Origin of the sequence: Burkholderia cenocepacia (assembly GCF_900446215.1) — a bacterium.
GTDB lineage: Bacteria > Pseudomonadota > Gammaproteobacteria > Burkholderiales > Burkholderiaceae > Burkholderia > Burkholderia cenocepacia.
The window spans coordinates 441,715-467,226 of record NZ_UAQZ01000014.1 but is presented as its reverse complement, the minus strand read 5'-3'; the positions used below and the strand labels follow the sequence as shown (position 1 = coordinate 467,226).

The 25,512-nt window shown below is 64.4% G+C and carries 23 protein-coding genes and 2 tRNA genes; 15 read left to right on the top strand and 10 right to left on the bottom strand.

The window, feature by feature from the left end:
* Positions 1-48: 48 nt before the first annotated feature.
* Genes pstC through phoR form a run of 6 tightly spaced genes read left to right on the top strand, consistent with a single transcriptional unit; the run spans position 49 to position 5,622 of the window.
* Complete coding sequence (gene pstC, locus DTA15_RS28800) at positions 49-1,035, top strand: phosphate ABC transporter permease PstC (protein ID WP_006490596.1); 987 nt, start codon at positions 49-51, stop codon at positions 1,033-1,035.
* Complete coding sequence (gene pstA / locus DTA15_RS28795; RefSeq protein WP_034178403.1) at positions 1,032-1,925, top strand: phosphate ABC transporter permease PstA; 894 nt, start codon at positions 1,032-1,034, stop codon at positions 1,923-1,925. The genes pstC and pstA overlap by 4 nt, the downstream gene beginning before the upstream one ends.
* Before the next feature lie 15 nt (positions 1,926-1,940).
* Positions 1,941-2,789 carry a phosphate ABC transporter ATP-binding protein PstB gene (gene pstB / locus DTA15_RS28790; protein WP_006490515.1) on the top strand — a complete coding sequence of 283 codons (849 nt, stop codon included), beginning with the start codon at positions 1,941-1,943 and terminating at the stop codon, positions 2,787-2,789.
* A gap of 18 nt (positions 2,790-2,807) precedes the next feature.
* Positions 2,808-3,512 carry a phosphate signaling complex protein PhoU gene (gene phoU, locus DTA15_RS28785; RefSeq protein WP_006490618.1) on the top strand — a complete coding sequence of 235 codons (705 nt, stop codon included), beginning with the start codon at positions 2,808-2,810 and terminating at the stop codon, positions 3,510-3,512.
* A 31-nt stretch (positions 3,513-3,543) separates the two neighbouring features.
* On the top strand, positions 3,544-4,245 hold the full coding sequence (gene phoB, locus DTA15_RS28780) for a phosphate regulon transcriptional regulator PhoB (protein WP_006750313.1): 702 nt from the start codon (positions 3,544-3,546) through the stop codon (positions 4,243-4,245).
* A gap of 57 nt (positions 4,246-4,302) precedes the next feature.
* Complete coding sequence (gene phoR / locus DTA15_RS28775) at positions 4,303-5,622, top strand: phosphate regulon sensor histidine kinase PhoR (RefSeq protein ID WP_006490622.1); 1,320 nt, start codon at positions 4,303-4,305, stop codon at positions 5,620-5,622.
* An 87-nt stretch (positions 5,623-5,709) separates the two neighbouring features.
* Here the strand turns inward: phoR and ppk1 are convergent, their stop codons facing one another.
* Complete coding sequence (gene ppk1, locus DTA15_RS28770; protein ID WP_006490552.1) at positions 5,710-7,773, bottom strand: polyphosphate kinase 1; 2,064 nt, start codon at positions 7,771-7,773, stop codon at positions 5,710-5,712.
* A gap of 279 nt (positions 7,774-8,052) precedes the next feature.
* Here ppk1 and ppx point away from each other — a divergent pair, with 279 nt between their 5' ends.
* Positions 8,053-9,567 carry an exopolyphosphatase gene (gene ppx / locus DTA15_RS28765; RefSeq protein WP_006490522.1) on the top strand — a complete coding sequence of 505 codons (1,515 nt, stop codon included), beginning with the start codon at positions 8,053-8,055 and terminating at the stop codon, positions 9,565-9,567.
* A gap of 106 nt (positions 9,568-9,673) precedes the next feature.
* Here the strand turns inward: ppx and DTA15_RS28760 are convergent, their stop codons facing one another.
* Both DTA15_RS28760 and DTA15_RS28755 read right to left on the bottom strand, forming a co-directional pair.
* On the bottom strand, positions 9,674-10,114 hold the full coding sequence (locus DTA15_RS28760; protein ID WP_012492497.1) for a hypothetical protein: 441 nt from the start codon (positions 10,112-10,114) through the stop codon (positions 9,674-9,676).
* A 222-nt stretch (positions 10,115-10,336) separates the two neighbouring features.
* Positions 10,337-10,413, bottom strand: a tRNA-Pro gene (locus tag DTA15_RS28755).
* A gap of 161 nt (positions 10,414-10,574) precedes the next feature.
* On the opposite strand from DTA15_RS28755, the gene sixA reads away from it, so the two are divergent.
* Both sixA and DTA15_RS28745 read left to right on the top strand, forming a co-directional pair.
* The gene (gene sixA, locus DTA15_RS28750) at positions 10,575-11,036 is read left to right on the top strand and encodes a phosphohistidine phosphatase SixA (protein ID WP_006490592.1); all 462 of its coding nucleotides are present in this window, start codon (positions 10,575-10,577) and stop codon (positions 11,034-11,036) included.
* Between the two features lie 171 nt (positions 11,037-11,207).
* Complete coding sequence (locus DTA15_RS28745) at positions 11,208-12,014, top strand: GNAT family N-acetyltransferase (protein WP_006490555.1); 807 nt, start codon at positions 11,208-11,210, stop codon at positions 12,012-12,014.
* Positions 12,015-12,221: 207 nt separating this feature from the next.
* Here the strand turns inward: DTA15_RS28745 and DTA15_RS38730 are convergent, their stop codons facing one another.
* Entirely contained in the window at positions 12,222-12,392 is a 171-nt protein-coding gene (locus DTA15_RS38730) for a hypothetical protein (protein WP_006476323.1), read from the bottom strand.
* Positions 12,393-12,527: 135 nt separating this feature from the next.
* Here DTA15_RS38730 and DTA15_RS28740 point away from each other — a divergent pair, with 135 nt between their 5' ends.
* Positions 12,528-12,710, top strand: a complete 183-nt coding sequence (locus DTA15_RS28740; RefSeq protein ID WP_006490588.1) for a hypothetical protein — start codon at positions 12,528-12,530, stop codon at positions 12,708-12,710.
* A 19-nt stretch (positions 12,711-12,729) separates the two neighbouring features.
* On the opposite strand, the gene DTA15_RS28735 is transcribed toward DTA15_RS28740, so the two are convergent.
* The 5 genes from DTA15_RS28735 to DTA15_RS28715 form a co-directional block, all read right to left on the bottom strand.
* Positions 12,730-14,109: an MATE family efflux transporter gene (locus DTA15_RS28735; protein WP_006490551.1), complete on the bottom strand. Its 1,380-nt coding sequence runs from the start codon at positions 14,107-14,109 to the stop codon at positions 12,730-12,732.
* 10 nt (positions 14,110-14,119) lie between these two features.
* Positions 14,120-14,443 (bottom strand): DUF2288 domain-containing protein, encoded by a 324-nt coding sequence (locus DTA15_RS28730; RefSeq protein ID WP_006493122.1) that lies wholly within the window; start codon positions 14,441-14,443, stop codon positions 14,120-14,122.
* Between the two features lie 72 nt (positions 14,444-14,515).
* Complete coding sequence (locus tag DTA15_RS28725) at positions 14,516-16,135, bottom strand: acyl-CoA synthetase (protein ID WP_006490583.1); 1,620 nt, start codon at positions 16,133-16,135, stop codon at positions 14,516-14,518.
* A gap of 368 nt (positions 16,136-16,503) precedes the next feature.
* The gene (locus DTA15_RS28720; RefSeq protein WP_006490610.1) at positions 16,504-17,196 is read right to left on the bottom strand and encodes a peptidoglycan DD-metalloendopeptidase family protein; all 693 of its coding nucleotides are present in this window, start codon (positions 17,194-17,196) and stop codon (positions 16,504-16,506) included.
* 132 nt (positions 17,197-17,328) lie between these two features.
* Positions 17,329-18,240 carry an aldose epimerase family protein gene (locus tag DTA15_RS28715; protein WP_006490569.1) on the bottom strand — a complete coding sequence of 304 codons (912 nt, stop codon included), beginning with the start codon at positions 18,238-18,240 and terminating at the stop codon, positions 17,329-17,331.
* A gap of 479 nt (positions 18,241-18,719) precedes the next feature.
* On the opposite strand from DTA15_RS28715, the gene DTA15_RS28710 reads away from it, so the two are divergent.
* The 4 genes from DTA15_RS28710 (at position 18,720) to DTA15_RS28695 (ending at position 21,381) form a co-directional block, all read left to right on the top strand.
* Positions 18,720-19,550 carry an undecaprenyl-diphosphate phosphatase gene (locus DTA15_RS28710; protein ID WP_006490581.1) on the top strand — a complete coding sequence of 277 codons (831 nt, stop codon included), beginning with the start codon at positions 18,720-18,722 and terminating at the stop codon, positions 19,548-19,550.
* A 180-nt stretch (positions 19,551-19,730) separates the two neighbouring features.
* Positions 19,731-19,807 (top strand) — tRNA-Arg (locus DTA15_RS28705).
* A 599-nt stretch (positions 19,808-20,406) separates the two neighbouring features.
* Positions 20,407-20,784: a DUF3592 domain-containing protein gene (locus DTA15_RS28700; protein WP_012492498.1), complete on the top strand. Its 378-nt coding sequence runs from the start codon at positions 20,407-20,409 to the stop codon at positions 20,782-20,784.
* A 24-nt stretch (positions 20,785-20,808) separates the two neighbouring features.
* On the top strand, positions 20,809-21,381 hold the full coding sequence (locus tag DTA15_RS28695) for a hypothetical protein (RefSeq protein WP_012492499.1): 573 nt from the start codon (positions 20,809-20,811) through the stop codon (positions 21,379-21,381).
* A gap of 1 nt (position 21,382) precedes the next feature.
* Here DTA15_RS28695 and tssF read toward each other — a convergent pair whose 3' ends face one another.
* The gene (gene tssF, locus DTA15_RS28690; protein ID WP_006490600.1) at positions 21,383-23,260 is read right to left on the bottom strand and encodes a type VI secretion system baseplate subunit TssF; all 1,878 of its coding nucleotides are present in this window, start codon (positions 23,258-23,260) and stop codon (positions 21,383-21,385) included.
* Between the two features lie 139 nt (positions 23,261-23,399).
* On the opposite strand from tssF, the gene DTA15_RS28685 reads away from it, so the two are divergent.
* Positions 23,400-25,511 (top strand): type VI secretion system Vgr family protein, encoded by a 2,112-nt coding sequence (locus DTA15_RS28685; protein ID WP_006490582.1) that lies wholly within the window; start codon positions 23,400-23,402, stop codon positions 25,509-25,511.
* The last annotated feature ends 1 nt before the right edge of the window (position 25,512 follow it).

Genomic DNA, 25,512 nt, shown 5'->3' with positions numbered 1-25,512 from the left:
GCGGTAAAGCCGGGCGTCACGGCGCCCGGCGATCAAAAGCAGGCACCCATGTCTGATATTTCATACACGTCCTCCCGATCGCCCGACAGTGCGCAGCAGCGCGCGCCGAGCCGTCTCGGGGATGTCCTGTTCGGCGGCCTCGCACGGCTCGCCGCGATCGTGACCCTGCTGCTGCTGGGCGGGATCATCGTTTCCCTGATCATTGCGTCGATGCCGACCATCCAGAAGTTCGGCATCGGCTTCCTGTGGCAATCCGAGTGGGATCCGAACTCGGATGTGTACGGCGCACTCGTGCCGATCTACGGCACCATCGTGACGTCGATCATTGCACTCGTCATCGCGGTGCCGGTCAGTTTCGGCATCGCACTGTTCCTCACCGAGCTGGCGCCCGTGTGGCTGCGCCGTCCGCTCGGCATCGCGATCGAGCTGCTCGCCGCGATCCCGTCGATCGTGTACGGCATGTGGGGCCTGCTCGTGTTCGCGCCGATCTTCGCCGAATACTTCCAGAAGCCGCTCGGCCGCCTGTTCAAGGACGTGTGGGTGCTCGGCCCGCTGACGTCCGGCCCGCCGATCGGCATCGGCATCCTCGCGGCCGGCGTGATCCTCGCGATCATGATCATCCCGTACATCGCATCGGTGATGCGCGACGTGTTCGAAGTCACGCCGGTGCTGCTGAAGGAATCGGCATACGGGATCGGCTGCACGACCTGGGAAGTGATGTGGAAGGTCGTGCTGCCCTACACGAAGACCGGCGTGATCGGCGGCGTGATGCTCGGCCTCGGCCGCGCGCTCGGCGAAACGATGGCCGTGACGTTCGTGATCGGCAACACGAACCTGCTCGACAGCGTGTCGCTGTTCGCGCCGGGCAACAGCATCACGTCGGCGCTCGCGAACGAATTCGCGGAAGCGCAGCCGGGCCTGCATACGTCGGCGCTGATGGAGCTTGGCCTGATCCTGTTCGTGATCACGTTCATCGTGCTGTCCATCTCCAAACTGCTGCTGCTTCGTCTCGAGAAGGGAGAGGGCAAGAAATGAGCGAGCCCATCATGAATTTCCCGGGGCCGGACGGCGCCGTGCTCGACGCGATGCGCAATCGTCTGCAGCGCCAGCGCAAGGTCGTCAACGCGATCGCGCTCACCGCGTCGCTCGGCGCGATGGCTTTCGGCCTGCTGTGGCTCGTGTGGATTCTCTACACGACCGTGCACCTCGGCGTCGGCGGCCTGTCGCTGCAACTGTTCACCGAGTCGACGCCGGCCCCGAACACGGAAGGCGGCGGTCTCGCGAACGCGATCGTCGGCAGCCTGCTGCTGTGCGGCTTCGGCACGCTGGTCGGCACGCCGATCGGCATCCTCGCGGGCGTCTATCTCGCCGAATACGGCCAGAAGAACCTGCTCGCCAGCACGATCCGCTTCATCAACGACATCCTGCTGTCGGCGCCGTCGATCGTCATCGGCCTGTTCGTGTACGCGATCGTCGTCGCGAAGTCGGGGCGTTTCTCGGGCTGGGCCGGCGTGATCGCGCTCGCGCTGCTGCAGATTCCGATCGTGATCCGCACGACCGAGAACATGCTCAAGCTCGTGCCGAACGCGCTGCGCGAAGCGGCCGTCGCGCTCGGCACGCCGAAGTGGCGCATGGTGCTGAAGATCACGCTGCGCGCGTCGGTCGGCGGGATCGTGACGGGCGTGCTGCTCGCGGTCGCGCGGATCGCCGGCGAAACGGCGCCGCTGCTGTTCACCGCGCTGTCGAACCAGTTCTTCTCGGTCGACATGAGCCAGCCGATGGCGAACCTGCCGGTCACGATCTACAAGTTCGCGATGAGCCCGTTCGCGGAATGGCAGTCGCTCGCATGGGCGGGCGTGTTCCTGATTACGCTCGGGGTGCTCGGACTGAACGTCCTGGCGCGCTCGATCTTCTCGAAAAAGTAACGGCGGAGCAATCCGATGAATATGGCAGAAAGCCACCTGAATCCCGTCGAGCGCACCGCTGCGCCCGCCGGCACGCAAGACGCGGCGCACGGCCGTCCGCTCGCGCCGCTGAACGCGAAGATCGAGGTCAACAACCTCAACTTCTTCTACAACAAGTTCCACGCGCTGAAGAACATCAACCTGCGCATTCCCGAAGGGAAGGTGACGGCGTTCATCGGCCCGTCGGGCTGCGGCAAGTCGACGCTGCTGCGCACGTTCAACAAGATGTTCGCGCTCTATCCGGAGCAGCGCGCCGAAGGCGAAATCCTGATGGACGGCGAGAACCTGCTGACGACGAAGCGCGACATCTCGCTGCTGCGCGCACGGATCGGCATGGTGTTCCAGAAGCCGACCCCGTTCCCGATGTCGATCTACGACAACATCGCGTTCGGCGTGAAGATGTTCGAAAAGCTCACGCGCTCGGAAATGGACGACCGCGTCGAGTGGGCGCTCACGAAGGCCGCGCTGTGGAACGAAGTGAAGGACAAGCTGGGCCAGAGCGGCTACGGGCTGTCGGGCGGCCAGCAGCAGCGTCTGTGCATCGCGCGCGGCATCGCGATCCGTCCGGAAGTGCTGCTGCTCGACGAGCCGTGCTCGGCGCTCGACCCGATCTCGACCGGCCGCATCGAGGAGCTGATCGCGGAGCTGAAGAGCGACTACACGGTCGTGATCGTCACGCACAACATGCAGCAGGCCGCACGCTGCTCGGATTACACGGCCTACATGTACCTGGGCGAGCTGATCGAGTTCGGCGAAACCGAAAAGATCTTCATCAAGCCGGTGCGCAAGGAAACGGAAGACTACATCACCGGCCGCTTCGGCTGATGACGGAGAACAACAGTCATGTCGGATAAACATCTGTCGAGCCAGTTCGACGCGGACCTGAATGCCGTGTCGTCGAAAGTGCTGGAAATGGGCGGACTCGTGGAGTCGCAGATCGTCGGCGCGATGCACGCGCTGAACGAATTCGATCGCGAGCGCGCCGAGAAGGTGATCGCGGCCGAGGAAACGCTGAACGCGATGGAAGTGGACATCGACCAGGAATGCGGCAACATCATCGCGCGGAGACAGCCTGCCGCGCGTGACCTGCGTCTTTTGATGTCGATCTCGAAAACGATTACGAACCTCGAGCGTGCCGGCGACGAAGCGGAGAAGATCGCGAAGCGCGTGCGCCGCCTGATCGACGAGCCGGCCGCGCGCGCGGTCAACATCGCCGAGATCAAGGTGTCGGGCGAGATGGCCGTGACGATCCTGCGCCGCGCGCTCGACGCGTTCGCGCGCCTCGATACGGTGGCCGCCGCGCAGATCGTCAAGGACGACAAGGAAATCGACCAGGAATTCCGCGCGTTCGTGCGCAAGCTCGTGTCGTACATGCAGGAAGACCCGCGCACGATCTCGGTCGGCCTCGAATACCTGTTCATCGCGAAGGCGATCGAACGGATCGGCGACCACGCGAAGAACATCGCCGAATTCATCATCTACATCGTGAAGGGCACCGACGTGCGGCACCAGCCGCGCGACACGCTCGATCGCGAAGCCAACAGTTAATCGACTCCGTACAGGAAGAACAGAGGTGCCGATGCCCAGCAACATTCTCGTCGTTGAAGATGAGCCCGCGATTTCCGAACTGATCTCGGTGAATCTCCAGCACGCCGGTCACTGCCCGATCCGTGCGTACAACGCCGAACAGGCGCAGAACCTGATCAGCGACGTGCTGCCCGATCTCGTGCTGCTCGACTGGATGCTGCCGGGCAAGTCCGGCATCGCGTTCGCGCGCGACCTGCGCAACAACGAACGGACCAAACACATCCCGATCATCATGCTCACCGCCCGCGGCGACGAGCAGGACAAGGTGCTCGGCCTCGAAATCGGTGCGGACGACTACGTGACGAAGCCGTTCTCGCCGAAGGAACTGATGGCGCGGATCAAGGCCGTGCTGCGCCGCCGCGCGCCGCAGCTGACCGAGGACGTCGTGTCGATCAACGGGCTGCGCCTCGACCCGGCCACGCATCGCGTCGCCGCGCACGGCGACGGCAGCGAGATCAAGCTCGATCTCGGCCCGACCGAGTTCCGCCTGCTGCATTTCTTCATGACGCATCCGGAGCGCGTGCACAGCCGCACGCAACTGCTCGACCAGGTGTGGGGCGACCACGTGTTCGTCGAGGAGCGTACCGTCGACGTGCACATCAAACGATTGCGCGCGGCCTTGAAACCGGCCGGCTGCGATGCGATGATCGAAACCGTGCGCGGCAGCGGCTACCGCCTCGCCAAGCACGCGTAACGTATCCGGGCATGCCGTGTGCCGCGGCATGCCGTTTCTTCTTTCGGACGCTGAATCATGAACATCATCTGGGCGCGCTTCCTGGTGTCGCTCGTGCTGCTCGTGCTGATCGGCGTATTGGTCGGCGTCTTCGCCGGCCCGACCGCGGGCCTCGTGTTCGTGGTCGTGATGCTGGTCGCGCAGGGCTTTTTCAGCACCTTCCATACGCAGCGTCTGTGGCGCCTGCTCGATGCGCCCGTCTACGGCGAAGTGCCGAGCGCGCCGGGCATTTGGGGCGAGATCTACTATCGGCTGCACAAGCTCGCGAAACAGTGGCATGCGCAGGTGCGGCAGGTCGAACAGCAGCATTCGCGCTTCATCCAGGCGATCCAGGCGTCGCCGAACGGCGTCGCGATGCTCGACGACCACGACCAGATCGAGTGGTGCAACGCGATCGCCGAGGTGCATTTCGGCCTCGATGCGAAGCGCGACCTGCGCCAGCACATCACGAACCTCGTGCGTCATCCCGATTTCGTCCGCTACCTGAACGCGCAGCATTACGACGAGACGCTGTTGATGCGCGGCATGGGCGACTCGCGGCAGAACGTGCTGGCCGTGCAGGTGTTTCCGTACGGCGAGAACCGCAAGCTGCTGCTCACGCAGGACATCACCGAGCTCGAGCGTACCGACGCGATGCGGCGTGACTTCGTCGCGAACGTGTCGCACGAGCTGAAGACGCCGCTCACCGTGCTGTCGGGCTTCCTGGAGACGATGCGCGAGCTGCCGCTGAACGAGGAGGACCGCGCGCGCTATCTCGACATGATGGAGCAGCAGGCGTCGCGGATGCGGCACATCGTGACCGACCTGCTGGTGCTCGCGAAGCTGGAAGGCGAGAGCAAGCCGCCGGTCGATCACGCGATCGACATGCGTGCGGTGTTCGACCATCTGAAGGAGGATGCGCAGACGCTGTCGAGCGGGCATCACGACATCGCGTTCTCGATCGACGAGACGCTCGGTGTCACCGGTGCGCAGACGGAATTGTTCAGCGCGTTCGCGAATCTCGTCACGAACGCGATCCGCTATACGCCGGACGGCGGCAAGATCGTCGTGTCGTGGCGGCGCGAGGGCGCGCAGGGCGTGTTTTCCGTCACGGACAGCGGCTTCGGGATTCCGGCCGCCGACCTGCCGCGGCTCACCGAACGCTTCTACCGCGTCGATCGCAGCCGTTCGCGCGACACGGGCGGCACGGGCCTCGGCCTCGCGATCGTCAAGCACGTGCTGCAGCGGCACGATGCGCATCTGTACGTGCAGAGCGAGGAAGGGCGCGGCAGTACGTTCACCGCGCGGTTCCCGGGCTCGCGCATCATCGCGATCCGGCCGGCCGCCTACGAAGCATGATCGCGTCGCGTTCCGGCGTTAAAAAAGCAGCCCGCGGGCTGCTTTTTTCATGGCGATGCGGTACGTCGCCCGCATTGCACCGACGGCTCACGAACAGAACTTCGCGAGCAGCCCGAGTTGCGCGTTGCGAATCGTCTTGCCCGCGCGGCGCCGGCGATAGTGGCCGTCGCTGTGCATCTGCCATGCCGACTGGTTGTCGCCGAGGCACACCGACAGCCCCTCGGCGATCACGCGCCGCTTGAGCTTGCGATCGCGGATCGGGAACGCGACTTCGACGCGGCGGAACAGGTTGCGGTCCATCCAGTCGGCACTCGACAGGTAGACGTCCTCGGCGCCGCCTGCGTGGAAATAGTAGATCCGGTGGTGTTCGAGGAAGCGGCCGACGATCGAGCGCACCGTGATGTTTTCCGACAGCCCCGGCACGCCGGGCTTCAGCGCGCAGACGCCGCGCACGATCAGGTCGACCTTGACGCCGGCCTGCGACGCTTCGTACAACGCAGCGATCACCGATGGCTCGAGCAGCGCGTTCATTTTCGCGACGATGCGCGCGCGCTTGCCGGCCTGCGCGTTGTCGATCTCCGCGCGAATCGAATCGATGATGCGCGGATGCAGCGTGAACGGCGACTGCCACAGCTCGTGCAGCGTCAGTTCGCCGCCGATGCCGGTCAGTTGCTGGAACACGTGATGAACGTCCTCGCAGATCTTCTGGTCAGCCGTCATCAGCCCGAAGTCGGTGTAGAGGCGCGCGGTGCGCGGATGGTAGTTGCCGGTGCCGAGGTGCACGTAGCGGCGCAGCGATGCCTTGCCGGCCTGCACGACGCGCCGCACGATCAGCATCATCTTCGCGTGGCACTTGTGGCCGACCACGCCGTACACGACATGCGCGCCGACGGCTTCGAGCTGCGACGCCCAGTTGATGTTGGTTTCCTCGTCGAAGCGCGCGAGCAGCTCGACGACGACGGTCACTTCCTTGCCGTTGCGCGCGGCTTCCATCAGCGCGTCCATCAGCGGCGAGTCGGTGCCGGTGCGGTAGATCGTCTGCTTGATCGCGACGACGCTCGGATCCTTCGCGGCCTGCTGCAGCAGCTCGAGCACCGGCTGGAAGCTCTCGTACGGGTGGTGCAGCAGGAGGTCGCCGGCGTCGATCGCATCGAACATCGTCGGCGCGTTGGCGATTGCCGCGGGAGTCGACGCGGTGAACGGCGTGAACTTCAGGTCGGGTCGATCGACGAGATCTGGAATCTGCATCAGGCGCACGAGGTTCACGGACCCGGCCACGCGATAGCAGTCCTTGTCGCCGAGTTCGCTTTCCTCGAGCAGGCGTCGCACGATGTGCAGCGGCGTGTCCGCCGACACTTCGAGGCGTACCGCGTTGCCGAGGTGGCGCGCGGGCAGCTCGCCCTGCAGCGCGACACGCAGGTTGGTGATTTCGTCTTCGTCGACGAACAGCTCGCTGTTGCGCGTGATGCGAAACTGGTTGCAGCTCTTCACGACGAGTTGCGGGAACAGTTCGCCGACGAAGCGCTGCATGAACGAGCTCAGCAGCACGAAGCCGTGCTCGAAACCCGACAGCGCGTGCGGCATGCGCACCACGCGCGGCAGCGCGCGCGGCGCCTGCACGATGCCCATCACGGCCTGGCGGCCGAACGCGTCGCGGCCTTCGAGCTCGACGACGAAGTTCAGGCTCTTGTTCAGCACGCGCGGGAACGGGTGCGCCGGATCGAGGCCGATCGGCGTCAGCACGGGCAGCAGCTCGTCGAGGAAGTAGTGTCGCGCCCATTCGAGCTGCTCGTCGTTCCACGTGTCGCTCGCGTGGAAGTAGATGCCTTCCTGTTCGAGCGCGGGCAGCACGGTTTCGTGCAGCATCGTGTACTGTCGATGGACGAGCCGCTGCGCGCGTTCGACGACGAGATCGTAAGCGTGCTGTAACGACATGCCGTCGGGCGTCAGCGCGCCGGGGTTGTCGCGGATCTGCTCCTGCAGGCCGGCCATCCGGACTTCGAAGAATTCGTCGAGGTTGCTGCTGGTGATGCAGATGAAGCGCAGGCGCTCGAGCAACGGGACTTGCGGATCGGCCGCCTGGGCCAGCACGCGCTCGTTGAAACCGAGGATGCCGAGTTCACGATTGAGAAGCGGGTAACGGACGGACATCGGCAGAGTAGGGGGTAATTCAGGCGATGATTCGAAAGGACGCTCGGAAACTCTCACGGTACGATGACGTGCTGATGACAATAATGGTTTTATATCGGGAAATTCTACGCCGTAACCCTTTCGTCGCATAAATGTTTCGGCTATATGGAATCGAGCAGTGTGCATGCCCGTGAAGCGTGGCAACGGCAAGCGTTCCACGCTTAAAATGTCGCCTTTGATTGATCGCCCTCGGTTGCCGGAACGGCTGCCGCGGAAGAACGCGCACGGAGCCCCCTTCTGATGGTTACAACTCCCCACTTGCTGGCTGCCGTGGATCTCGGCTCGAACAGCTTCCGGCTGATCGTCGGGCGCGTCGAGGAAACGCCGGCGGGCAGCCAGATCTATCCGGTCGACGCGCTGCGCGAGCCGGTCCGGCTGGCCGCGGGCCTGTCGAGCGACAAGATGCTCGACCGCGCGTCGCAGGAGCGTGGCTGGGAGGCGCTCAAGCGGTTCGGCGAGCGCCTGCGCGATTTTCATCCCGATCATGTGCGCGCGGTGGCGACCAACACGCTGCGTGTCGCGAAGAACGCCGCGGAATTTCTCGGCGAGGCCGAGGCGGCGCTCGGGTTCCCGATCGAAGTGATCGCGGGCCGCGAAGAGGCGCGCCTCATCTATGCGGGCGCCGCGCACTCGGTGCCGGCGAGCGCCGGCAAGCGGCTCGTCGTCGACATCGGCGGCGGCTCGACCGAATTCATCATCGGCTCGCACTACACGCCGATCGTGATGGAGAGCCTCTATATCGGCTGCGTGAGCCATAGCCGCACGTTCTTCCCGGCCGGCAACGTCGACGAGTACACGATGCGGCAGGCCGAACTCGCGGCCAAGCGCGAGATCCAGATTATTTCGAGCGAGTACAAGAAGGCCGGCTGGGACCAGGCGATCGGCTCGTCCGGCACCGCGCGCGCGCTCGCGGAACTCGTCGAGGCGAACGGCTTCAACGATCCGGGCATCACGCACGGCATTTCGCGCGGCGGCCTCGAGCGGCTGAAGCGCGCGCTGATCAAGTCGGAGAACGTCAACCGGCTGAAGCTGATCGCGCTGAAGCCCGACCGCGTGCCGGTGCTCGCGGGTGGCCTGGCGATCATGCTGGCGGTGTTCGAGGAACTCGGCGTCGACTACGTCGACACGACCGACGGCGCGCTGCGCCTCGGCGTGCTGTACGACCTGCTCGGCCGGACGCAGCACGAGGACATGCGTGCGGTGACCGTCGAGGGTTTCACGCGCCGCTACGGCGTCGATCGCGCGCAGGCCGAGCGGATCGGGGCGCTCGCGGCGCGTTTCTACGACGAGCTCGAGGAAGACGACGAGGAAGCGCGCGAGGAAGGGCGGATGTTCCTCGGCTGGGCGGCTGCGTTGCACGAGATCGGCCTGTCGATCTCGCACAGCGCGTATCACAAGCATTCGGCCTATATCGCGAGCAATGCGGACATGCCGGGTTTTTCGCGCACCGACCAGGCCCGGCTCGCCGCGCTCGTGCTCGGCCATGCGGGCAAGCTCGGCAAGCTGTCGCAGTCGCGCGAGGTCGAGTGGCCGCTGCTGTTCTGCCTGCGGCTCGCGGCGCTGCTGTGCCGGCGCCGGACCGATGCGGGGCTCCCCGATATTTCCGTCTCGCAGATGAAGAAGGGCGGTTATGAGGTGCGCCTGCCGAACGCGTGGGTCGAGCAGAACCCGTTGACCGACTACAGCCTCAGCCAGGAGGCGGCGGAGTGGGAGAAGGTCGGTATCCCGTATCGCGTGGTGTATACCGGCGCGTGACGGGGCGATAGCGGGCCCGGAAGGTGTTTCGGGATGCCACGAGCCGGGTGGGCGGTATGCTGCGCCATCCGTTCGGCGCGGCCGCACGCTCGTGCTGGCGGCCCGCTCAGTCCGACGAGCAGACGATCGCGGTCAGGAACGGGAATGCCTGCTTGACGGTGGCGTCGCTGCCGGCCTTGCGCACGGCTTCCTCGACCGAGCCCTTCGTGCCGCGTACGACGACGCCGTAGGCCCAGTCGCCGATCGGCGTGCCGTCGCCCGGACGGAAGATCGGGTCGTTCGCCTGGTAGCCGAGCACGACATAGACGCCGAAGCCGTAGGCCGTCAGCGGGTGGTTCGTGCGGAACGCATTGACCGAGTTCGATTCGACGTGCATCGGCTCCGACTGGATGTCGCCGGCGGCGAGCAACGGTGCGACGAACTTGTGGCCGGTCGAATGGCAGTCGAGCGCGTCGTCGAGCGCTTTCGCCGACGCGGTGCCGGCGGCGGCGGTCGCGAGCATGAGCAGCGACGCGCAGAGGGCTGGCTTGAGAACGTTGTTTTTCATGCGCGGTTGCCGGGTTGTTTCACACGTATTATCGCGTGTTCCAGCAAGTTTCGTGCGCGGGCTTGACGGCGGATGCGCGGGCGCGTCGACGTGGTGGCGGGCCCGTACCCGGGCCGGGCCGCCGCGCGCTGCGGGAAATGGGTAGGCGATTCCAGGGCCGGTAAAAAGCGCCCGTAAACGGAAAAGGGGCTACGGTGTTCAACCGTAACCCCTTGATTCCTTTGGTCGGAGCGAAAGGATTCGAACCTTCGACCCTCTGATCCCAAATCAGATGCGCTACCAGGCTGCGCTACGCTCCGACGAGCCAAAGATAATAACGTCGAATGGCCGATTCGGTCAATCACGATATGCGGGTAAATGCCGCGGCGGCGAGCGGTCCGCGATTTGCGACAATTCACGGGACGATCGGCCGGCCCGTACGCATGCGCGCGCGGGCGCTCGCCGAAGCAAGGAGAACATCATGATGAACCTGATCCTGTGGCGTCACGCCGAAGCCGAAGATTACGCAACGAGCGATCTCGCGCGCCAGTTGACCGTGCGCGGCCGCAAGGACGCGCAGGCGATGGCCAAATGGCTGCGCGGGCGGCTCGAGACGAATACCGTGATTCTCGCGAGCCCGGCGGCGCGCACCGTGCAGACCGTGGAGGCGCTGACCGACCAGTACCGGACCGTCGACGCGCTCGCGCCGGGCGGCGGCGTCGACGACGTGCTGACGGCGGCCGGCTGGCCGGAAGGCATCGCGCCGACGGTCGTGATCGTCGGTCACCAGCCGACGCTCGGCAGCGTCGCCGCGCAGTTGGTCGCCGGCGGCGACGACAGCTGGAGCGTCAAGAAGGGCGGAATCGTGTGGCTGGCGAGCCGCACGCGCGACGGCAACCGGCAGGCCGTGCTGCGGGCGGTACTGACGCCCGAACTGGTGTAAAGCCCCGTCTGAATAGGTTTGAAGGGATTGATCATACGGTTTCGCAAGCTTTCTGCTAAAGTCAATTCGGCGACACGTCATTGAAAGGACACGGTCGTGCCACATAACGGTCACGGCCGATTACTACATTGGCGGGCATGTCGTCCTATTCCTTACGATCAGGAAAGCCTAATGCGAGAACTGCCGACGCCTACGCTCCCCTTTGCCTCGCTGCCCCTCGACACGTCGCGGCGCCACCTGCCGCGCGCCAGTGAAACCGTCACATCCGAGTATCGCCTGCGCGCCGCATGGGCGCGCACGGAAGACGAATTGCGCGAAGCCCAGCGCCTGCGCTTCAGCGTGTTCGCCGAAGAGATGGGCGCGCAGGTCAGCGGCCCGTCCGGTCTCGACGTCGATCCGTTCGACGCGTATTGCGACCACCTGCTGGTCCGCGATCTCGACACGCTGAAAGTCGTCGGCACGTACCGCGTGCTGCCGCCGCACCAGGCGGCGCGGGTCGGCCGCCTGTACGCCGAAGGCGAATTCGACCTGTCGCGCCTCACGCACCTGCGCGGCAAGATGGTCGAGGTCGGCCGCTCGTGCGTGCACAGCGACTATCGCAGCGGCGCCGTCATCATGGCGCTGTGGGGCGGGCTGGGCGCGTACATGATGCAGAACGGCTACGAGACGATGCTCGGCTGCGCGAGCGTGTCGATGGCCGACGGCGGCCACTACGCGGCGAACCTGTACCAGTCGCTGTCGGCCGGCTCGCTGACGGCGCCCGAGTATCGCGCGTTCCCGCACACGGCCCTGCCGGTCGACGAACTGCAGACGGGCACCGTCGTCGCGCCGCCGCCGCTGATCAAGGGTTATCTGCGTCTTGGCGCGAAGATTTGCGGCGCACCGGCCTGGGATCCCGACTTCAACTGCGCGGATTTCCTGACGCTGTTCCGCCTGTCGGACATCAACGCGCGCTACGCCCGCCACTTCCTGGGCTGAGCGGTCCGAATCGCATCGCGCCCTCTGAGGGCGCGCTGCGCGCAAGCGAACGCCGTCGCGTGGCAGACGTCACGCGGCGGCGTTCGTGTATCCGGTCGATGTGTGTGTATCGGGCCCCGATAATTTCGGCGACATGCGGCGATCACCGTGCCGCCGAGCGGCACGTTCGCGCCGGCCCTGGGGACGGGCCGGACGGCAGCGACGCGCTCAGTGCTTGCGCCGCCAGTCGAGCAGGTGGTGTTCCGCCATCCAGTGGTGGATCATCCCTTCGCCTTCATGGCTGCGCTTGTATTCGCGCGACTCGAAGTACGACAGCGCGACGAGCACCATCAGACCGATGAACAGGCCGATCAGGCCCGCAATTTCTTCAGACGACATGGCAGCCTCCTTTCAACGGCACAGCGCCATGCGTACATAGTAGGACATGCGCGGCGCAACCCGAAACCCGATTTCCGCTAGACTCGGCGCGGTCTCGGCGTGCGTTCGGCGCGCCGTTTTCCGGAGCCCTACCTGATGACCCGTTTCGTGCTGGCCGTGCTGGCCGCATCCCTCCTTGCCGCTTGCAGCAGCGATCCCCGTCAAGCGCGCCGCGGCCACCCGCCGGAAGATCCGGCCGACTATCACGGCGTGCCGACCGACATGACGCCGCCGTCGATGCTCGACGCGCCGTCGCCGAAACCCGTGCAGTCGCAGTAACGGTCGGCCGGGCCCGCTGTCACGCGCGGGCTGCCGATGCGGCCTGCGGGTCGGCGCCGACCCGCCGCAACAGCGCCGGCAGATAGCGCGCGAGCGTCGCGCCGCGCGCCGCCATGAACAGCAGCAGCGCGAACCACAGGCCGTGATTGCCGAACGTGCCGACGGCGGCGAGCGTGGCCGCGACGAAGATCGACAACGACGCGACCATCGCGCGCATCAGCGATTGCGTCTGCGTGGCGCCGATGAACACGCCGTCGAGCAGGAAACCCCAGACCGACACGATCGGCGAGATCGCGGCCCACGGCAGGTAGCGCAGTGCGACGGCGCGGATCTCGGCCTGATCGGTCAGGCGCGCGACGATCCAGCCGCCTGCGGCCCAATAAACGAGCGCGAACAGCAGCGCGCCGAGTGCCGACCAGAACAGCGTGACGCGCACGGCTTGCCGGAATGCGCGGCGATCGCGCGCGCCGGCCGCCGCGCCGACGAGCGCCTCGGCCGCATGCGCGAAGCCGTCGAGGCCGTACGCCATGAAGGTCTGGAAATTCAGCAAGAGCGCATTCGCGGCGAGCGTCGCGTCGCCTTGTTGCGCGCCGAGATGCGCGAACCATCCGAAGGCGCCGAGCAGGCACAGCGTGCGCAGGAAGATGTCGCGATTGAGCGCGATCAGCCGCTTGAGCGCCGCACGGTCGGCAAGCGCGCGTACCGCGAGCGGTGCAAGGCCGCGCGGCCGCAGCCGCCACAGCATCCATGCACCGAGCGCGAAGCCGCACGCGTCCGCGGTGGCGGTCGCGGCGCCGATGCCGGCGATCCCCCAGCCGAAACCATACACATAGAGCAGCACGGCACCGATGTTCACCGCATTGATGAACACCTGCGCGACGAGCGCGAGCCGGACGCGCTGCATGCCGAGCAGGTAGCCGAGCACCACGTAGTTCGCGAGCGCGAACGGGGCGCTCCAGATCCGTGCGTGGCTGTACCCGAGCGCCGTCGCGCGGACGGCCTCGCTGCCGCCGAGCGCTGACAGCGCGAACGACAGCAGCGGCACCTGCAGCGCAAGCACCGCGGCGCCGAGCGCGAACGCGACGATCAGCGCGCGCAGCAGGTTCAGGCGGATCCCGGCGGCGTCGCCGGCGCCATGCGCCTGCGCGACGAGGCCGGTCGTCCCCATCCGCAGGAAGCCGAAGCCCCAGAACACGAAATTGAAGAACAGCCCGCCGAGCGCGACGCCGCCGAGATATTGCGCGCCGTCGAGGTGGCCGGCGACGGCCGTGTCGACGGCGCCGAGGATCGGTTGCGTCAGGTTCGCGAGGACGATCGGGAACGCGAGCGCGAGAACGCGCCGATGCGTGACGGCGGCCGACGCGCTGCCGGCCCCGTGCGGTAAGGCGGATTCGGACATGGTGGACGCGTCAGGCGCGTTCCTGCACGCACACCCACGGCGAGACGACGACCGCCCACAGCTCCGGATTGCGCGCCGCGTAGTCGGCGGCGGTCTCGGCCGGCATGCGCGCGACGAGGCCGGACGACAGCCAGCGCGTGACCTGTTCGGTGTCGTCGCTGGCGACCGCTTCCGCGACGCTGACGAGATCGAGGTCGCGCGCAACGGACAGCAGCTTGCCCTGCGCGAAGAAGCGCTCGAGATCGCACCAGTCGATCTTGGCGGTTTCGCCGAGGAGTTTGGCGTAGAGCGGGCTGTGCGACGCGCCCGCGGCGGCGTGTTGATCAGAGGACATCGGTTTCTTGGAAAGACTGCGTGGCGCCACTATAAACCATCCGGCCGGGCGGGCCGAGCGGGGACAGTGCGCTCACGCGTCGCGCAGCGCGCGCCGCACGATCTTGCCGGTCGCGGTCATCGGCAGGCTGTCGACGAACGCGATCGCGCGCGGATACTCGTGCGCGGCGAGCCGCGTGCGCACGTGGGCCTGCAGTGTGCTGACGAGCGCTGCGTCGCCGACGTGGCCGGGGTTCAGCACGACGAATGCCTTGACGATCTCGGTACGCGTCGCGTCGGGCACGCCGACGACGGCCGCCATCCGCACCGCCGGATGCGTGAGCAGGCAGTCCTCGATCGGGCCGGGGCCGATCCGGTAACCGGCGCTTGTGATCACGTCGTCGTCGCGGCCGACGAAGCGCACGAAGCCGTCGGCGTCGATCGTGCCCGTATCGCCGGTGAGCAGGTAGTCGCCCGCGAACTTGTCGCGCGTCGCGTCGGGGTTGCGCCAGTATTCGAGAAACATCACCGGGTCGGGGCGGCGTACCGCGATGCGGCCTTCGACGCCGGGCGGCAGCGGCGTGCCGTCCGCATCGACGATCGCGACCGCATGACCGGGCACCGCCTTGCCGATCGCGCCGGGCTGCGCATCGAACAGCGCCGCGCATGACGACAGCACCATGTTGCACTCGGTTTGCCCGTAGAACTCGTTGATCGTCACGCCGAGCGCGTCGCGGCCCCACGCCGTCAGTTCGGTGCCCAGCGATTCGCCGCCGCTCGCGACCGATTTCAGCGACAGCGCGTAACGTTCGCGTGGCGCCGTGACCGCGCGCATCAGCTTCAGCGCGGTGGGCGGCAGGAACGCGTGGGTGACGCCGTGCCGCGCCATCAGCGCGAATGCCGCGTCGCCGTCGAATTTCTCGAAGCGGCGCGCGAGCACCGGCACGCCGTGATGCCATGACGGCAGCAGCACGTCGAGCAGCCCGCCGATCCATGCCCAGTCGGCGGGCGTCCAGAACAGGCGCGCGTCGCGCGGGAAGCACTGCTGCGACATCTCGACGCCGGGCAGGTGGCCGAGCAGCACGCGATGCGCATGCAGCGCGCCCTTCGGCTTGCCGGTCGTGCCGGACGTGTAGATGATCACGGCCGGATCGTCGGCGGCCGTATCCACCGGCACGAAATCCGGCGCTTCGGCGGCGAGCGCCGCGTCGTAGCGCAACACGCCGGGCACGTCGGGCGCATCGCCGCCGATGCAGTAGGCGGTATGCAGCGCCGGCAGTTGCGCGCGCAGCGGCGCGATTTTCGCGTAGCCGGCCGCGTCGGTGACGAGCGCGGCCGCCTCGCTGTTCGCGAGCCGGTACTCGAGCGCGTCGACGCCGAACAGCGTGAAGAGCGGTACCGCGATCGCGCCGAATTTGTACGCGGCGAGGTGCGCGATGGCCGTTTCGGGCCCTTGCGCGAGAAAGATGCCGATCCGGTCGCCGCGCCGCAGGCCGGCACGCGCGAAGCTGTTCGCGAGCCGGTTAGAAGCATTCCTCAGGTCGTCGAACGTGAGGCGCGAAACGTCGCCTTGCGCCGTTTCGTGGATCAGCGCGAGGCGTCCGCTGCCGTCGGCCCATTTGTCGCACACGTCCACGCCGATGTTGTAGCGCGCCGGAAGGTCCCACCGGAAGCGGGCGAGGAGGTGATCGTAGCGGTCGGCGGCGGGCAGCATCGCGTGGTCTCCTGATGTCGAGCGGGGCGTCCGGTGAGCGGCTTACATCAGGATTTCACGCAGACGAATCCACAATGGTGTTTGCTGATAGGGAATGTTCGGACTCGTCCAGTAGGCGAGCCTCAGTGCACGATTTCACAATGACGCATAAGATCAAGACAAAACAGTGGTGTGACCATGGATTTGCTTCTGATAGCTGCGGGGTTCAGCCTGATCGGAATCGGTGTGCTGGTGGCGTTTGCTCGTCATGTCGATCCGTTGTCCGGCCGTGTCACCGGACGTCTGCGCAAGCGCTGACGCGACTTTTTTCCGTTTTCGCCGCGACGGCACGCGATGCGTGCCGGCATCGCGCGCCGTCTGTCGTGCGCTCAACGCGCCGGCAGGTAGCGTGACGGATCGATCGAGCGGCCGCCATAGCGCAGCTCGAAATGCAGCGCGACACGATCGCTGTCGCTGTTGCCCATCTCGGCGATCGATTGCCCTTGCGTGACCGATTGGCCTTCCTTCACCAGCAGCGCGCGGTTGTGCGCGTAGGCCGTCAGGTAATCGGCGTTGTGCTTCAGGATGATCAGATTGCCGTAGCCGCGCAGCCCGTTACCGGCATAGACGACGACACCCGGCGCGGCCGCGACGACCGGCGTGCCCGGCGAATTCGCGATGTCGATGCCCTTCGATTTCGAGCCGTCGAACGTGCGTACCACGTTGCCGGCCGCCGGCCAGATCAGCGCAATGCTCGTGGCCGGCTTCACGGCCGATTCGACCGGCGCGGAAGGGGCCGGGCGTGCGCGGCCCGCGCTGCCGGTGCCGGTGGTCGATGCGGTGGTCGTGCCGGGCGGCGGCGCGACGCGCAGCACCTGGCCGACTTCGATCGCATCGGGGTTCGTCATCTGGTTCCAGCGCACGATGCTCTGTACCGACGTGCGGTTGTCGCGCGCGATCTTGTAGAGCGTGTCGCCACGCTCGACGCGATAGAACCCGGGGCCGACGGGCGCGGAGCCGCACGCGACGAGCAGGGCGGCGCAGGCGGCTGCGAAGAGTCGCTTCGTTGTTGTTCCGAACATTGAACCTCGCAAAACCCTGCCGCGCGTGACGCGGCAGGCAACACAAAACGTCCGATTTTAACGGGTTCGACCCGCGCACCGCAGTTTCGGTCGCTACCGGGGCCGCCGTGCCCCGGTTCGGTGCGTGTCGAATCAGCCGGCGAGCGGGGCGACACGGATCCGCAGCGTGGCCGTTTCAGTCGCGCCCGGCGCGAGCATGCGCAGGCCGCGGCCGTTGTGGATCGCATCGGGCAGGCCGAGCCACGGCTCGACGCAATAGAAGTCCGAATCCGGCTTTTCGGTCCACGTCGTGACCGCGTACCACGGGATCGAGCCCGGCACGTCGAGTGCGATCTCGATCGTGCGGTGGCGGCCCGGCATCACGATGCGCACCGGTGCGGACGGCTCGCCGTCGAGGCAGTGGAAGCGGTCGAGGATCTCCGGATCGTCGAGGCGGTAACGGACCTCGCCCGGTTCGAGCGGGCTGATCGAGCCGTCCGCGCGCTGGTGGCAACGGCGGGTCGGTGGCAACTCGAGGCGGGTGTCGGCCCGCTCGCCGTGCGGCAGCGCGAAATAGAAATGGTGGCCGGCGTAGTAGGGCAGCGGCGTGTCGCCGCGATTGGTCGTCGTCAGCGCGACTTCCAGCGTATGGGCGTCCGCCAGGCGGTAGGTCGTTTCGAACCGGAAATCGAACGGATAGCTCGCGCGCAGCGTGTCGTTCGCGTCGAGCGTCATCGACAACGCGGCGCCGTCGGCCGACGGCTGCGCGTCGAACGGCAGATCGCGCGCGAAACCGTGCATCGGCAGGTCGCGAACCACGCCGGCGGCGTCGCGCCAGCGGCCGAGTTCGCCGTCGACGCGGTGGCGGCCGAGGAACGGGAACAGCAGCGGATTGCCGCCGCGCACGCGGGCGAGGTTGCTCCAGTCGGCGGTTTCCGGCCAGAAGATCACCGGTTCGCCATCGACGTGCCAGGACAGCAGGCGGCCACCGAATTGCGGGGCGACCCGGACGAGCGACGGGCCGGCGTGAAGTTCGTGAATGTCGTGTTGCTGGAAGATCGGCATGGCGAATCGGGTTGGGCGGGTGAGGGGAGCAACGTGCGTTCCATTATCGGGCCGCGACCGCTCGGGGAAAACCCTTCTCGGGAAATTGCGAGTTTTTAACACTGTCGACGGTCTGGATAATGCCTCTAAACCGGTGATGTTGCCGGGTCATGACACTTCGTGGAGGGGGCCATGGATCTGGCAATGGCAATGGGTATCGCACTGTTCGGCATGTTTACCGGCAGCACGGTATTATTTTTCTATCAGCTCGGCCGCTGACGGCAATTCCTGCCGAAGTGGACAAGCCCGCCATGCAAATGGCGGGCTTTTTGCTTTCTGCGCGCTTACAAATTGCAAGTGTTTGTGTGCATTGCCGCAATATCCTGCCAAATGCCTTGGCGCAGTAATCCTGGCTCGGCATAATCGGGGCGCGTTTTTCAGGACGCGCATCGCGTCGTCCGCCTTCCTTCCCGCTTAATCTTTACTAAAAGGACCGACGCGTGAGCCTCTGGTTTCTGGTATTCCTGAGCGTCCTGCAGGGCGTCACCGAACTCTTCCCCGTCAGCAGCCTCGGCCATACGCTGCTCGTGCCGGCGCTGTTCGGCATGCACATCGACAAGCATGCGCCGCAACTGCTGCCCTTCCTCGTCGCGCTCCACCTCGGCACCGCGCTGGCGCTGCTGTGGTACTTCCGCGCGCGCTGGATCGCACTGATCGGCGGTTTCTTCGCGCAGCTCGGCGGCCGCAAGAACGACGACGGGCACCTGATGTGGGCGCTGATCATCGGTACGATCCCGACCGGCATCGTCGGCCTGCTGCTGGAAAAGCGCATCGAGCGCGTGTTTCATGATCTGCGGATCGTCGCGATTGCGTTGATCGTCAACGGCGTGTTGCTGTGGCTCGGCGATCGCATCCAGCGCAGCCGCGCCCATCAACCGCCCGAGAAGATGACGTTCAAGCAGGCGTTCTTCGTGGGCCTCGCGCAGATCGGCGCGCTGATTCCGGGCTTCTCGCGCAGCGGGCTGACGATGATCGCCGGCAACGCGGCCGGGCTGACGGCGGAGAAGGCGGCGGAATTCTCGTTCCTGCTCGGCACGCCGATCATCTTTGCCGCGGGCGTGCTCGAATTGCCGAAGCTGTTCCATGCGCGCGACCAGCTCGCCGATGCGCTGCTCGGCGGCGTGCTGACGGCGATCGCCGCGTACCTGAGCGTGCGATTCCTGATGCGCTATTTCGAAGGGCGCGGCCGGCTCGCGTCGTTCGGCGTGTATTGCGTGATCGCCGGCGTGTTCTGCCTCGGCTGGTTCATGCTGCATCCGCAGCCGGTTTGATGCTGCGAGCGCCGGTCTCCGTGATCTGGCGCGATGATCGGGTATAATTTCGGGCTCGGCTTCGTGCCGGGCCCGTTTTGTTTCGGGGTTTCGAGTTGTTTGGGGCGGCGTCGCTGCTGCTTCGTGACTCAAACCCGATGCCGAATGCGGCCCGTGTCAGACCGTGTCTTTTCTCTTTGACCGCCCTTAGCTCAGTTGGATAGAGCAACGGCCTTCTAAGCCGTAGGTCACACGTTCGAATCGTGTAGGGCGGGCCAGGATTCTTCGCTTATTCAGTCACTTAGTCACGCGAGCGACTGCTGTCAAGTTGGCTCCCTTCGCCGTTCGGTGTGAACGGAGTGTGAATGAATTCCACCCGATGACCGCCCGATACTTTGCCGGAGGCCGCGTCATCATCTGTTGAGCGCTTGGGTTGGCAGTGTTCCTCCAACGCCCTGTACTGCGCCCATGACGGCCGCTATCAATTTAGCGAGGATGTCATTGCGCTTTCGCTGCCAGAACGATTTCCGGGCGTCACGTCGGATGCCATAAAACACAGTGTCCCGTCTTGGGTCTGGCCTAAATACGGCTATGCACATCGCAAGGCCGATACCGGCTAGGCAGGCGAAGGGCGCCACTTGCCACGATTTGTAGTGGAGCGCTGCTTGCCCAATTCCAAACCAACTTACGGCTCCCGAAATGAACACAACCCATCCTCGATCTCGGAGACCATTCGCAAGCGCGCCACTTGCCGAAGGCCTGATAGCGCACCAGCCGGACAGTCTGGCGTCCAGGTGAGGATGTTTTAGAATTTGGCAGGCTGATACGATCAGCATGGAGCACCCGAATAATTGTAGGGAATGTAAACGAGGGCGTCATGTTTAAGGGCATCAGTGCCATTGTGATTGGGGTGGGCCTTCTTGTCGCTGCTGCAATCAGCGCACAGTCGACTAGAGAATTTCTTCGAACATCGATTGTGGTACCGGGCCTCGTCGTTAAGCTCAATGCTGGCGGATACCATCCCGAGATTCAATTCACCACCAAGACAGGACAGCAGATTTCGTATCCGCAAGGCGGGATTGTCACGAAAGTGGAGCTCGGTCAGCGAGTCGAGGTGCGGTACCAGGCCGACGATCCTGATGGCAGCGCAACGATGAATGTCTTCGCCGCGATCTGGGATTCGACGATTGTTTTTGCCTTCATGGGTGCAGTTGCAATCGTGTGCGGGATTATGAATCTGCCGTCACGAACATAACGAGAAGCAGAAGAGAGAGGGCGTATGTCGTATCTTCGAAAGAGCAAGTGGAAATATGACACTGGCGCGGGCGGTGGGGTGAGCGTTGACATCGTAGTTGCGACGGGGGGGAATATCATTCTCACTGATCCACAGAAACATTCGCAAAGCTTCTACTACGGTGGTGTGGGTATTGGTTACGGCTGGGGCGCCAGGATTCCGAAAATCAAATTGCCGAGGTTCACAATCCCAGAATTGAAATTGCCGAACTTCGGTAGCCATGATGCAAGTGCTGCTGGCTCGACGTATGCTTTCCCGAGTCATGGGACCGTTTACATGACCAGTGCATTCAAGGGCAGTGAACTTACGCGGTCGGATTTGCAAGGCGGAACCGTTTATCTCGACGGTTACGGTGGAGTGGTTGTCGCACAGGGAGCGACTGTGATGCTGTTGGGCATCAATCCGGCAATGCTTGCGTTGGGCTTGACAAGCCCGGCCATGTCGATGATTTTGGCGGACGCCGTTGCGAATGCTCCGGCGCTGCTATATATGCACGGTCGAACGGCTGGCTTTCAAGCTGGTGTGGGTGGGGGGATTCTGGCTGGCTATCTCCACTGACCTATACCAGCGGTTGTGTCCCAGGGCGTGGAGCGCATCGCAAAAGCTCCTTGTCGCTCTCGGCCGACAACACGACGAGTTGAACGTAGCTGTTTGACTGAGCGTACGGGCCGAAGAATCGGTCCATGACAGCCGAGAACCGATGCAGGCTGACATCTCGTGTCGCCGCCTCGGAGACAGAAAGCAGGATCTCCACACCGCGAACAAATGACGGGAAGTGATCGTCGAGAGACATCCACCTGATCGCTGGTTTGCAGTCGAGAGATGCGATCGCGTCGATGCAGCGTTGGGCAACCACGCTGGAACGCGGAGCATGGAAACGGAGAAACTCCTTCAGCGCGGGTAGTCCGGTCCGCGTCAGGTCGAGCGGATGCGGCGCCAGTGCCGACAGGACGCGCCAAAGTGCGCCGCCCCGCGGCAAGGCAGCCGGCAAGGTGGGGCGGGAGAGCAGCATGATCGGGCACGCCAATGCCGAACCCTCGTACAGAAGATCGCTATCGGGGGCCCCGATCGGCAACCGGGACGGCATTGCTCCGTTGGTTGCCAGGACATCGACATCGACCTGAGGGTGTCGCGGATGAGCGGTTTGACCCTTTAAGTCGACCAACGCCAGTTGCGATTCCGCCAGCGCGCCGTCCGGCATGGTCTCCGGATCTCGGTAGGCCAGCCAATAGATGGCGGACGAATCCATGGGCCGCGCGTGACTGAATGCACGATACGGCCACACCTGCGTGCGCGGTGCCGCATGTGAAGCGATGGCGGCCTTGTCTTCGCCCGACTTCGTACGCTCGCCCAGATACACGGCCTCAACCGAGTAGACGCTCAGCGGAATGCCGGTTGCCAACGGGGTCGGCGTGATCGGATAGGTGGCATCGTGACTGGTTAGCTGGATAGGCGTTGCCGCGCGTTCGAACAGGTTGACGACCGGTGTGCAAAACAATCGGAACGTGCTGGTGTTCAGCGTTGCCAGGATCTGAGCGGTGCCGGAATCATGGGCGGTGCCTTGCACGGCGACGTGAAGCGTCAGTCGTCGAGCTGCTTCGGCGCGCGCGGCGCGACGCATTCGACCCAGGTCGATGTCGACGAAATCAAACTTCTCGGGGAAGGCAAAATACTCGATCAGATGCCTGAACGATTGTGCGCTTGTATCGTCTTGCTTCGGCAACAATCGCTCGCCATCGGCAAAGCCGGCCGCCTCAATGGGGACTTTCGACAAGCGGGTCCAGCGTCCGCTTTCGTCCACCTCCACGTAGGCGGCCGATGCACGAAGCAACAGCGTATCGGAAAGCGCAGCGACGAGCGGCCGCTCTCCGGACAGATGTACCCGCACTGGGGTGGACGGAATGGCGTCATCGAATGCTTGCGACGCGGATTCGCTTGTAAAGGTAATCGAAATGATCCCCGTCACTTCTGCCGGGATGCGCGCCGCTGCTGGCGCGAGCGTCGCTGATGAATAGCGTGCCGAGTAGATACGCAACGGCGATAACGTGACGTCGTAGAGTGTACGGAAGCGGCACGGTGCGGCATTGGCGTCCAGCATCGTGCCGCGCGCTATCGTCAGCGGTTCGGTAAGCTGACCGAACAGAACCGATGGGTCGAACGAGGCAACCGCGCATGACGGGACCGTGCGCAGATAGTGCGGATAGGCAATTTCGAGAAGTGCCTCGGTGAATTGCGGGTAATCGTCATCAAGCTTCGCATCGACACGAGCCGCTAGCAGCGCGAACGTCTGTACCATTCGGTCGACGTGCAGGTCTTCGACGTGGCCACCAGACATGCCCAGGCGTGCTGCAATCTTCGGAAAGCGTCGAGCAAAGTCCGCCAGACTGCGTGCAAGCAGTCCGACTTCACGTTCGTAATGTGACAGCAGATGGTCCATTCGCTGCAATATTCAATAATCCGCGATAATCGGTCCCCGTTTTCCGGAGCCGACATCTAGTCAAAATGGCGCGCAGGCATATTAAAATGGCCGCGCCGACAAAAAATTGCCCCTCCGCTGAGAGATTCCGAGGCTATATATGCAAATGTCCGAAATTGCGAGCTTCTTCCAGCTCCAGAGCAATCGCCTGTTTACGATTGAAACGCCATTGAAAGGTCGATCGGATCTCGTGCTCGTCGATTTCCATTGTACCGAGGGGTTATCTCAGAATTTCGAGATGCATGTCCGGCTCGCGTCGCAAGACAAGAATATCGAGCTGAAGAAGTTGATCGGCCAACCTGTGACAATCACGTTGCAGTTGACCGATGCGCTCGCCAGCTCGGAAGAGCGTTACTTCCACGGATACGTCGCGGCGTTTTCGCATCTCGACACCGATGGTGGTTTTGCGATGTATAGCGCAACGATCCTGCCGTGGCTCTGGATGCTCTCTCGCCGACAGGACATTCGGATCTTTCAGGAAGAGAACACAGAGGCGATTCTCGCGCGCGTGTTTCGGGAGTACGGCAAGCTCGCGTCGTTCGAATTCCGGCTCTCGAAAGGAACGCAGAATCGCAGCTATTGCACGCAGTACCGTGAGACGGATCTTGCTTTCGTCGAACGGCTGATGCGAGAGGATGGCTTGTTCTATTACTTCGAGCATGCGAAGGATGGGCACAAGCTGATCATCGCCGATAACTCGGTGACCGCGAAGCCGATCGACGGGCGCAGTCCATCGCTGCAATACAATCAGGGCGAGGCGATGGACAATCTCGCCGTCATCACGTCATTTCAAGCACAGCGTCAGCTTGCACCGGACACGGTCGGACTGAAAACGTTCGACTACAAAATTCCTCATGCCCGGCGATTCGTGTCGGGCGGCACGGAAGTCAATCAAGGCGACGTACCGTCCTACGAGATCTACGACTACCTCGGCGAGCATGGTTTCGCTGACAGTGATCGGGGCGAAGAGCTCGCGCGCTTCCGGACGGAAGCGCTGGCTGCACACAGCAAAACGTTCGTCGGGGTGACGACGGGTCGGCGGATGATGCCGTGCCGATACTTCGAGCTGGACGACCACTACGATCACGCCAGTACCAAACAGGAAGACCGGCAATTCCTGTTGCTGACTGTGTCGCACACAGGCACGAACAACTACGAGCCTGGCGAGGGGACTTCTGCGTATTCATGCAGCTTCACCTGCATTCGCAAGAAAATTCCGTACCGTCCGGCATTCGAGGGCGAGCGTCCGACGATCGTCGGGCCGCAGACGGCGATCGTCGTAGGTCCGAAAGGCGAGGAGATTTATACGGATAGTCTCGGCCGGGTGAAGGTGCAGTTCCACTGGGATCGTCTCGGCAAACGCGACCAAGGGAGTTCCTGCTGGGTGCGCGTGAGCCAGCCGTGGGCGGGTAGCGGTTTCGGGATGATTCAGATCCCGCGAATCGGGGATGAGGTGGTCGTGAGTTTCCTTGATGGAAATCCGGACCGTCCCCTCGTGACGTCGCGCGTTTACAACTCGCAGAACATGCCGCCGTGGGCGTTGCCAGCCAACGCGACACAGAGCGGGATTCTGACGCGTTCGACCAAGACCGGTAACGTCAACACGGCCAATGCGATCCGCTTCGAGGACAAGAAGGGTGAGGAAGAGGTCTGGCTTCACGCCGAGAAGGATCAGCGCATCGAGGTCGAGCACGATGAGTCGCATTGGGTTGGCAACGATCGCACCAAGAACATCGATCACGATGAGACGGTGCATGTTGGTCATGACCGAACCGAGACGGTCGACAACAACGAGACGATTCACGTTGGGGTGGATCGCACCGAGACCGTTGGCAACAACGAGACGCTGACGGTCGGCGGCAACCGGAACGAGACGATCGAGGGGATGGAGAATCTCCTGATTGCACTGACGTCGACGGAGACGGTGGGGCTGGCGAAAGCCCTGACCATTGGCGGCGCGTATACGGTGACGGTAGCGGGCGCGATCAACACGGCGGCCGGGCTTGCCAGCGCCGAGGAAGTGGGGCTGTCGAAAACCACGATGGTGGGCAAGACCTATACGGTTACTGCGGGCGATCGTATTGAGTTGCGAACCGGTAAAGCGTCGATCGTTCTCGAAAGCAGCGGACACATCACGATTAGCGGGACGAGCATCGACATTCTCGGTTCCGACGCGGTGAAGGTCGACGGCAAGACCGTCGATCTGAACTAAG

Excerpts from the sequence above, each read along its gene's own strand:
- pstC (WP_006490596.1), top strand. The coding sequence starts at position 49 with ATGTCTGATATTTCATACACGTCCTCCCGATCGCCCGACAGTGCGCAG.
- pstA (WP_034178403.1), top strand. The coding sequence starts at position 1,032 with ATGAGCGAGCCCATCATGAATTTCCCGGGGCCGGACGGCGCCGTGCTC.
- pstB (WP_006490515.1), top strand. The coding sequence starts at position 1,941 with ATGAATATGGCAGAAAGCCACCTGAATCCCGTCGAGCGCACCGCTGCG.
- phoU (WP_006490618.1), top strand. The coding sequence starts at position 2,808 with ATGTCGGATAAACATCTGTCGAGCCAGTTCGACGCGGACCTGAATGCC.
- phoB (WP_006750313.1), top strand. The coding sequence starts at position 3,544 with ATGCCCAGCAACATTCTCGTCGTTGAAGATGAGCCCGCGATTTCCGAA.
- phoR (WP_006490622.1), top strand. The coding sequence starts at position 4,303 with ATGAACATCATCTGGGCGCGCTTCCTGGTGTCGCTCGTGCTGCTCGTG.
- ppk1 (WP_006490552.1), bottom strand. The coding sequence starts at position 7,773 with ATGTCCGTCCGTTACCCGCTTCTCAATCGTGAACTCGGCATCCTCGGT.
- ppx (WP_006490522.1), top strand. The coding sequence starts at position 8,053 with ATGGTTACAACTCCCCACTTGCTGGCTGCCGTGGATCTCGGCTCGAAC.
- DTA15_RS28760 (WP_012492497.1), bottom strand. The coding sequence starts at position 10,114 with ATGAAAAACAACGTTCTCAAGCCAGCCCTCTGCGCGTCGCTGCTCATG.
- sixA (WP_006490592.1), top strand. The coding sequence starts at position 10,575 with ATGATGAACCTGATCCTGTGGCGTCACGCCGAAGCCGAAGATTACGCA.
- DTA15_RS28745 (WP_006490555.1), top strand. The coding sequence starts at position 11,208 with ATGCGAGAACTGCCGACGCCTACGCTCCCCTTTGCCTCGCTGCCCCTC.
- DTA15_RS38730 (WP_006476323.1), bottom strand. The coding sequence starts at position 12,392 with ATGTCGTCTGAAGAAATTGCGGGCCTGATCGGCCTGTTCATCGGTCTG.
- DTA15_RS28740 (WP_006490588.1), top strand. The coding sequence starts at position 12,528 with ATGACCCGTTTCGTGCTGGCCGTGCTGGCCGCATCCCTCCTTGCCGCT.
- DTA15_RS28735 (WP_006490551.1), bottom strand. The coding sequence starts at position 14,109 with ATGTCCGAATCCGCCTTACCGCACGGGGCCGGCAGCGCGTCGGCCGCC.
- DTA15_RS28730 (WP_006493122.1), bottom strand. The coding sequence starts at position 14,443 with ATGTCCTCTGATCAACACGCCGCCGCGGGCGCGTCGCACAGCCCGCTC.
- DTA15_RS28725 (WP_006490583.1), bottom strand. The coding sequence starts at position 16,135 with ATGCTGCCCGCCGCCGACCGCTACGATCACCTCCTCGCCCGCTTCCGG.
- DTA15_RS28720 (WP_006490610.1), bottom strand. The coding sequence starts at position 17,196 with ATGTTCGGAACAACAACGAAGCGACTCTTCGCAGCCGCCTGCGCCGCC.
- DTA15_RS28715 (WP_006490569.1), bottom strand. The coding sequence starts at position 18,240 with ATGCCGATCTTCCAGCAACACGACATTCACGAACTTCACGCCGGCCCG.
- DTA15_RS28700 (WP_012492498.1), top strand. The coding sequence starts at position 20,407 with ATGTTTAAGGGCATCAGTGCCATTGTGATTGGGGTGGGCCTTCTTGTC.
- DTA15_RS28695 (WP_012492499.1), top strand. The coding sequence starts at position 20,809 with ATGTCGTATCTTCGAAAGAGCAAGTGGAAATATGACACTGGCGCGGGC.
- tssF (WP_006490600.1), bottom strand. The coding sequence starts at position 23,260 with ATGGACCATCTGCTGTCACATTACGAACGTGAAGTCGGACTGCTTGCA.
- DTA15_RS28685 (WP_006490582.1), top strand. The coding sequence starts at position 23,400 with ATGCAAATGTCCGAAATTGCGAGCTTCTTCCAGCTCCAGAGCAATCGC.